Source organism: Methylobacterium sp. WL6 (genome assembly GCF_008040095.1).
Lineage (GTDB): Bacteria > Pseudomonadota > Alphaproteobacteria > Rhizobiales > Beijerinckiaceae > Methylobacterium.
The window spans coordinates 1-6,902 of record NZ_VRVH01000246.1 but is presented as its reverse complement, the minus strand read 5'-3'; the positions used below and the strand labels follow the sequence as shown (position 1 = coordinate 6,902).

Sequence of the window (6,902 nt, the reverse complement as noted above, 5' to 3'; positions counted from 1 at the left end):
GGTCGGCGACGCACAGCACGCCGAGGCAGGTGCCGTCGCGGTCGATCAGCGGCGCGCCGGCGAAGAAGCGGATCGCGCCGCGGCCGGCGGAGCCGGCACGGAACTGCGGATCGATCGCCGCGTCGGGGACGACGAGGACGTCGCCCCGGGCGATCGCACGGTCGCGGAAGGGCGCGAGCGCGTTCGCTTCCTCCGCTCGCGGCCCGATCGGCGCCCCGGCGCCGAGGATGGCGGCGATCGGCGCCTCGAGCAGGTCCGCGGCCAGGTCGATCAGGCCCTGCAGCGACGCCTCGACCGACGCCGTCCGCGCGTCGCGCATCGCCGCTGAGCCTGCTCGATCATCCGCCATGCGAAACCGTCCCGGACGCCCGATCGGGCGCGGACGGCAGAATTTCACGGCAAACGCTGTCAAAGACTTAAAATTACAATCTTGAATTGTAATTTTGTCGGTCGAGGCGACGGCTACCCAGGCGAAGCCCTTCGTAACGGCGGGACGAAGACCGGCGCCCCATCCCGCCGCCATCAACCATCAGTTGCGAACGATCACCTTGGTGCCGACGCGGACGCGATCGTAGAGGTCGACCACGTCCTTGTTGGTCATCCGGATGCAGCCGGAAGAGACGGCGGCGCCCATGGTCTCGGGCTCGTTGGAGCCGTGGATGCGATAGAGCGACGAGCCGAGATACATCGCCCGGGCCCCGAGCGGGTTGTCCTGGCCGCCGGCCATGAAGCGGGGCAGGTCCGGGCGGCGGGCGAGCATCTGCGACGGCGGCCGCCACGACGGCCATTCCTTCTTCATCGTGACGCTCTTCTCGCCCGACCACGAGAAGCCCTCGCGCCCGACGCCCACGCCGTAGCGCACCGCTTCGCCGCCGCCGAGCACGTAGAAGAGCCGGCGCTGGCTCGTCGAGACGACGATGGTGCCGGGCTTCTCCTTCCCCTTCCAGGCGATGGTCTCGCGCGGGATCGCCTGGGTGCGGAAGATGTTCATGAAGTCGGCGATCGGCCCGGCATCGAACGGGTTCGCGTGCGCCGCGCCGGCGCCGAGCGCGAGCCCGGCAGCGAGGCAGAGTGTGGCGATGCGGCGTGTCATGCAGGTCCTCCGGTGGTTCGTTCGATCCGCCGCCGGATAGGCGGGCATTGCGGCAAGCGGCGGACGTCGGATGCGTTGGGGGCCCGGAACGCGCCGCCTGTGGGATCGCCGCAACACTTCCTGCGGGCGGATCGCGGCCTGCCGACCCGGAAAGCCCTCCACCCGGTCGGAGGCGGAGGGCGATTGGTTCCCGAATTTCTCGCAGACCCTCTCGACAAGATGTCGCAGCCGGTTGTGCCGCGATGGGGCAGAGCCTTTATGGGAGCCGTGACATGCCCCTCCGAAATCGCTGCGCCGGCCCGCGTGGCCGCTCGTGCCACGATGCTGCGGGTGCTCGTCGCTCTCGTGGTCGGCGTGCTGCTGCTCGTCGTCGGTCTCCCTCGGGAGGCCGGTGCCGCCGTCTCGGGCAGCGGCTCGACGCTGACGGCTCCCCGGTCGGTCCTGGCCGACGCCGCCGACGCTTCGGTCGACATGGTCGCGCCGCACGCGGTCGAGGCCGACGATTGGGCCGGACGCCCGGCCTCCGCCGATCCGCTGCCGCACCTCCTCCGATGCCTGTCCGGATCCGCCTTCGTTCCACGCGGCCGCGCCGTCGTGCGCGCCCGGGCTTCCGCACCGCCCGACCGCCCGCCCCGGCTCGCCTGAAGGGCCGACGGCGCGGACTTTCCGCCCGTCGTCGCGGGATCGCCAAGATGTCCTGCGAAAGCGGGGGTCTCGCGCTGTCCTCGCGGTTGCCCCGACCCCTCGAGCGGGCGACCGTTGCCGAACGATCCGGCACCACGCGCCACCGACACACACCGGACGGCCGAGCCTCGCCTCGGCCTTCCCCGAGATGCGTTTCGCAGGAGCGACCCGACCTTGACCTTCTCCCTGTCCGCCCGCCGGATGCGCCCTGCCTCGCTCGGTTTCGGGGTGTTTCTCGTCGCGCTCTCCGCCTGCAACCAGAAGCAGGCCTCGGCCCCGGTCCCGCCTCCGCCGCCGGAGGTCAGCATCGTCACGGTGGCGCCCCAGGCGATCCCCTACGTCCGCGACCTGCCCGGCCGCGTCGCGCCGATGCGGATCGCCGAGGTGCGGTCCCGCGTTTCCGGCCTCGTGGTGAAGCGGCTGTTCGAGCAGGGCAGCCAGGTCAAGGAGGGCGACGTCCTCTACAAGATCGACCCGGCACCGTATCAGGTCGATCTGATGAGCGCCGAGGCCGCGCTGGCGCGTCAGGAGGCGGCCCTGGTCCTCGCCAACCAGCAGGCCGAGCGCCTCGAGACGCTGCTCACCCGCCAGTCGGCGAGCCAGGCCCAGTACGACACCGCCTTCGCCGGCAAGAAGCAGGCGGAGGCCGAGGTCGCCGGCGCCCGGGCGACCCGCGACCGGGCCAAGCTCAACCTCGACTGGACGGATGTGCGCGCGCCGATCTCGGGCCGCATCGGCCGGGCGCTGCTCACCGAGGGCACCCTGATCGAATCCGGCACCACCGGCGTGCTCGCCACGATCCAGCAGCTCGACCCGATCTACGTCGACATCACCCAGTCGGTCGGCGAGCTGAACAAGCTCCGGCGCGATCTGGCCAGCGGCGAGCTCTCGCGGCTGGAGCGCGATTCCGCCAACGTCCACCTGATCATGGACGACGGCGCCCTCTACCCGATGGCGGGCCGGCTCCTGTTCTCGGACGTCACCGCCGACCCGAGCACCGGCCAGGTGACGCTGCGCGTGCAGATCCCCAACCCGCACGACGAGCTGTTCCCCGGCATGTACGTGCGCGCCCGGATCAAGCAGGGCATCGATTCCGATGCGATCGCGGTGCCGCAGCAGGCGATCCAGCGCACCAACGACGGCAAGGCCGAGGTCTGGGTCGTCAAGGCGGACGACAAGGTCATGCTCCAGCCGGTCGAGGTCGGCCCGGTGGTCGGCACCAACTGGCTGATCCGCGACGGCCTCAAGGCCGGCGAGCGGGTGGTGATCGAGGGCTTCCAGAAGATCGTCGCCGGCCAGCAGGTGAAGCCGGTGGACAAGACGCCGCCGCACGAGACCGCCGAGGCCATGCCGCACGACGTCGACGAGGTCGCCGAAGCGGAGGCGAAGGTCGCCGAAGCCAAGATGGCCGAGGCCAAGGCCGCCGAGGCCCGGGCCGCCGAAGCCAAGGCGAGCGCGGCGAAGGCCGGCGCGATCAAGGCTTCGGACGGCAAAGCTTCGGACGGCAAGGCCGAGGCCGCCGCCAAGACGCGCTGAGCAAGTTGCGCTGATCACGACGCGCCGACGACCGACCACCCGACAGGCTGATCCGGAACATCCATGGCACGCTTCTTCATCGACCGGCCGGTCTTCGCCTGGGTCGTCGCGCTGTTCATCATCCTCGGCGGCGCGCTCGCGCTGCCGCTGCTGCCGGTGGCGCAGTATCCGGTGATCGCGCCGCCGGCGATCGCCCTGTCGACCGCCTATCCCGGCGCCTCGGTGGAGAGCCTCTACACCGGCACGACCCGGCTGATCGAGGACGAGCTGAACGGCGCGGCCAACATCATGAGCTTCGAGTCGACGAGCGACTCGTTCGGCGCCGTCAACATCACCGCCACCTTCCAGCCCGGCACCGACCCGGCGCTGGCCTCGGTCGAGGTGCAGAACCGCCTCAAGCGCGTCGAGGCGCGCCTCCCGGCCGAAGTCCGCCAGCAGGGCATCCTGGTCGAGGAGGCGTCGGCCGCCACCCTCAACATCATCACCCTGGTCTCGACCGACGGGAAGATGGACGAGATCGGGCTCGGCGACTTCCTCATCCGCAACGTCATCAACGAGATCCGCCGCATTCCCGGGGTCGGGCGCGCGACGCTGTACTCGACCGAGCGCAGCCTTCGCATCTGGGTCGACCCGGACAAGCTGCGCGGGCTCTCGCTCACCGCCGAGAACGTGACGGACGCGATCCGCAACCAGAACATCCAGGTGGCGTCCGGCGCCGTCGGCGCGCAGCCGAGCCCGTACAGCCAGGCGATCACCGCGCCGATCATCGTCAAGGGCCAGCTCGCCTCGGTCGACGACTTCGGCGCGATCGTGCTGCGCGCCAACTCGGACGGCTCGAACGTGCGCCTGCGCGACGTCGCGCGGATCGAGCTCGGCGGCGATGCCTACCAGTTCTCGACCCGCCTCAACGGCGGCCAGGCCGCGGGCATCTCGGTGACGCTGGCGCCCGACGGCAACGCCCTGGAGACGGCGGGCGCCATCCGCAAGAAGATGGAGGAGCTGTCGCAGTTCTTTCCGCCGGGCCTGAAGTGGGACATCCCCTACGACATCACCCCCGCGGTGAAGGCCTCGATCGAGAAGGTGCTGCACACCCTCGTCGAGGCGGTGGTGCTCGTCTTCGTGGTGATGTTCCTGTTCCTGCAGAACATCCGCTACACCCTGATCCCGACCATCGTCGTGCCGATCGCCCTGATGGGCACCTGCTGCACGATGCTGCTCGCGGGCTTCTCCATCAACGTGCTGACGATGTTCGGCATGGTGCTGGCCATCGGCATCCTCGTCGACGACGCCATCGTCGTGGTCGAGAACGTCGAGCGCATCATGACCGAGGAGGGCCTGTCGCCGAAGGACGCGACCAAGAAGGCGATGGACCAGATCACCGGGGCGATCATCGGCATCACCCTGGTGCTGATCGCGGTGTTCATCCCGATGGCGTTCTTTCCCGGCTCGGTCGGCATCATCTACCGCCAGTTCTCGATCGCGATGGTGACCTCGATCGCCTTCTCGGCGGTGCTCGCGCTCTCGCTCACCCCCGCCCTGTGCGCGACACTGCTGAAGCCGGTCGCGAAGGGCCATGGCCATTCCAAGGGCGGCGTGTTCGGCTGGTTCAACCGCATCGTCGACCGCGAGACCAAGCGCTACGGCCGCGGCACCGCGTGGTTCATCAAGAAGTCCGGCCGGGTGATGATCGTCTACCTCGCGCTCGTCGCCGGCGTCGCCTTCGCCTTCGCGCGGCTGCCCGAGGGCTTCCTGCCGCTGGAGGACCAGGGCTTCTTCACCGTCGACATCCAGACCCCGCCCGGCGCCTCGTTCAACCGGACGCAGGCCGCCGTGCGCAAGGTCGAGGAGCATCTGCTGGCCCAGCCCGGCGTCGCCACGGTGACGATGCTGAACGGCTTCTCGTTCTCCGGCCAGGGCTCGAACACCAGCCAGGCCTTCGTGACGCTGAAGCCCTGGGGCGAGCGCGACGCGGCGAACGCGGCCTCGGCGCTCGTGGCCGGAACCAACAAGGCGCTCTCCGGCTATCGCGACGCGATCGTCGACGCGCAGGAGCCGCCGCCGGTGGACAACCTCGGCAACGCCGCCGGCTTCTCGTTCCGCCTCCAGGACCGGGCGCAGAAGGGCTACTCGGCGCTGCTCGCCGCGCAGGAACAGCTCCTGAAGCTCGCGATGCAGAGCCCGGTGCTGCAGAAGATGAAGATCGAGGGCCTGCCGCCGGCGCCCGAGGCCGAGCTCGTCATCGACCGCGAGAAGGCCGCCGCGCTCGGGGTGAAGTTCGAGGACATCAACGCGACGATCCAGGTCAACCTCGGCTCGGTCTACACCAACGACTTCCCGAACCGGGGCAAGATGCAGCGCGTGATCGTCCAGTCGGAGGATCTCCAGCGGATGCAGGCGACCGACATCCTGAACTACGGGGTGAAGAACGCCTCCGGCACGATGGTGCCGATGTCCTCCTTCGCCGACCTGAAATGGAGCGTCGGGCCGCAGCAGATCGTCGGCTTCAACGGCTACCAGTCGGTCCGCATCACCGGCGAGCCCAACGCCGGCTACACGTCGGGCGACGCGATCGCCGAGATGGAGCGGCTGATGGGCCAGCTGCCCAAGGGCTTCGGCTACACCTGGACCGGCCAGTCGCTGCAGGAGAAGCAGGCCGGCTCCCAGGCCTCGCTGCTGCTCGCGCTTTCGGTGCTGATCGTGTTCCTGTGCCTGGCCGCGCTCTACGAGAGCTGGGCGATCCCGGTCTCGGTGCTGCTGGTGATCCCGCTCGGCGTCATCGGCTCGGTGGCGGCGGTCTACCTGCGCGGCCTGCCCAACGACGTCTACTTCAAGATCGGGCTGATCACGATCATCGGCCTGTCGGCCAAGAACGCGATCCTGATCGTGGAGTTCGCCAAGGACTTGTGGAAGCCGGGCACCTCGATCGTCGACGCGACGATCGAGGCGGCGACGCTGCGGTTCCGCCCGATCGTGATGACCTCGCTCGCCTTCATCTTCGGCGTGGTGCCGCTCGCCATCGCCACCGGCGCCGCCTCGAAGAGCCAGCAGGCGATCGGCACCGGCGTGATGGGCGGCATGATCTCGGCGACCATCCTGGCGGTGTTCTTCGTACCGGTGTTCTTCGTGGTCGTGATGCGGCTCTTCCGCCGCAAGGACGTGCTCGCCGGCGAGAAGGCCGATGCCGCGACCCCGGCGGTGCGGGCGCCGGGCGGGCACGGCGTGCCGGCGGAGTAGCGCCGGACGGCATTCGGGCGCAGGCCCGATCGCCGTGCACTGGTTGCCGCGGGTACGTTGTTGATCGCGTGCCGCGCGGCACCGGGCGAGGACAATCCTCGTGGACGCTGTCGTAAGATCTCGGTAAGAATTGTGCCGAGGCAGGCAGCGTCGTCCGCGCTGCCGCCGCCATCCGCCAGGGAGTGCGCGATGTCGATCGGAGCCGGTGGAATCCTCTGGGCGACCCTGATGCTGAGCCTAGCGCTCGGCACGACGGCCGCCTCCGCGCAGACCGCCCCCAACGGCGCCTGGACCGATCCGCCGGCGCGCAGCACCACGCCCGCCGCGCCGCCGGCCGCGGCAATCCCCGCCGCTC

5 protein-coding genes are annotated in these 6,902 nt (G+C 69.8%); 3 read left to right on the top strand and 2 right to left on the bottom strand.

The annotated features are described in order from the left end of the window. Together FV230_RS22245 and FV230_RS22240 are read right to left on the bottom strand one after the other, a co-directional pair. Nucleotides 1-349: GAF domain-containing protein (locus FV230_RS22245; protein ID WP_187275584.1), on the bottom strand; the 349-nt coding region annotated here is incomplete at its 3' end. Between the two features lie 180 nt (nt 350-529). Further along, nucleotides 530-1,093, bottom strand: a complete 564-nt coding sequence (locus FV230_RS22240) for a L,D-transpeptidase (RefSeq protein ID WP_147843950.1) — start codon at nt 1,091-1,093, stop codon at nt 530-532. 330 nt (nt 1,094-1,423) lie between these two features. Here FV230_RS22240 and FV230_RS22235 point away from each other — a divergent pair, with 330 nt between their 5' ends. The 3 genes from FV230_RS22235 (at nt 1,424) to FV230_RS22225 (ending at nt 6,547) form a co-directional block, all read left to right on the top strand. Next, on the top strand, nt 1,424-1,738 hold the full coding sequence (locus tag FV230_RS22235; RefSeq protein WP_147843949.1) for a hypothetical protein: 315 nt from the start codon (nt 1,424-1,426) through the stop codon (nt 1,736-1,738). A gap of 240 nt (nt 1,739-1,978) precedes the next feature. Continuing rightward, nucleotides 1,979-3,313 carry an efflux RND transporter periplasmic adaptor subunit gene (locus tag FV230_RS22230; protein WP_147843952.1) on the top strand — a complete coding sequence of 445 codons (1,335 nt, stop codon included), beginning with the start codon at nt 1,979-1,981 and terminating at the stop codon, nt 3,311-3,313. Nucleotides 3,314-3,376: 63 nt separating this feature from the next. Beyond that, the gene (locus FV230_RS22225; protein WP_147728075.1) at nt 3,377-6,547 is read left to right on the top strand and encodes a multidrug efflux RND transporter permease subunit; all 3,171 of its coding nucleotides are present in this window, start codon (nt 3,377-3,379) and stop codon (nt 6,545-6,547) included. Nucleotides 6,548-6,902 lie beyond the last annotated feature (355 nt).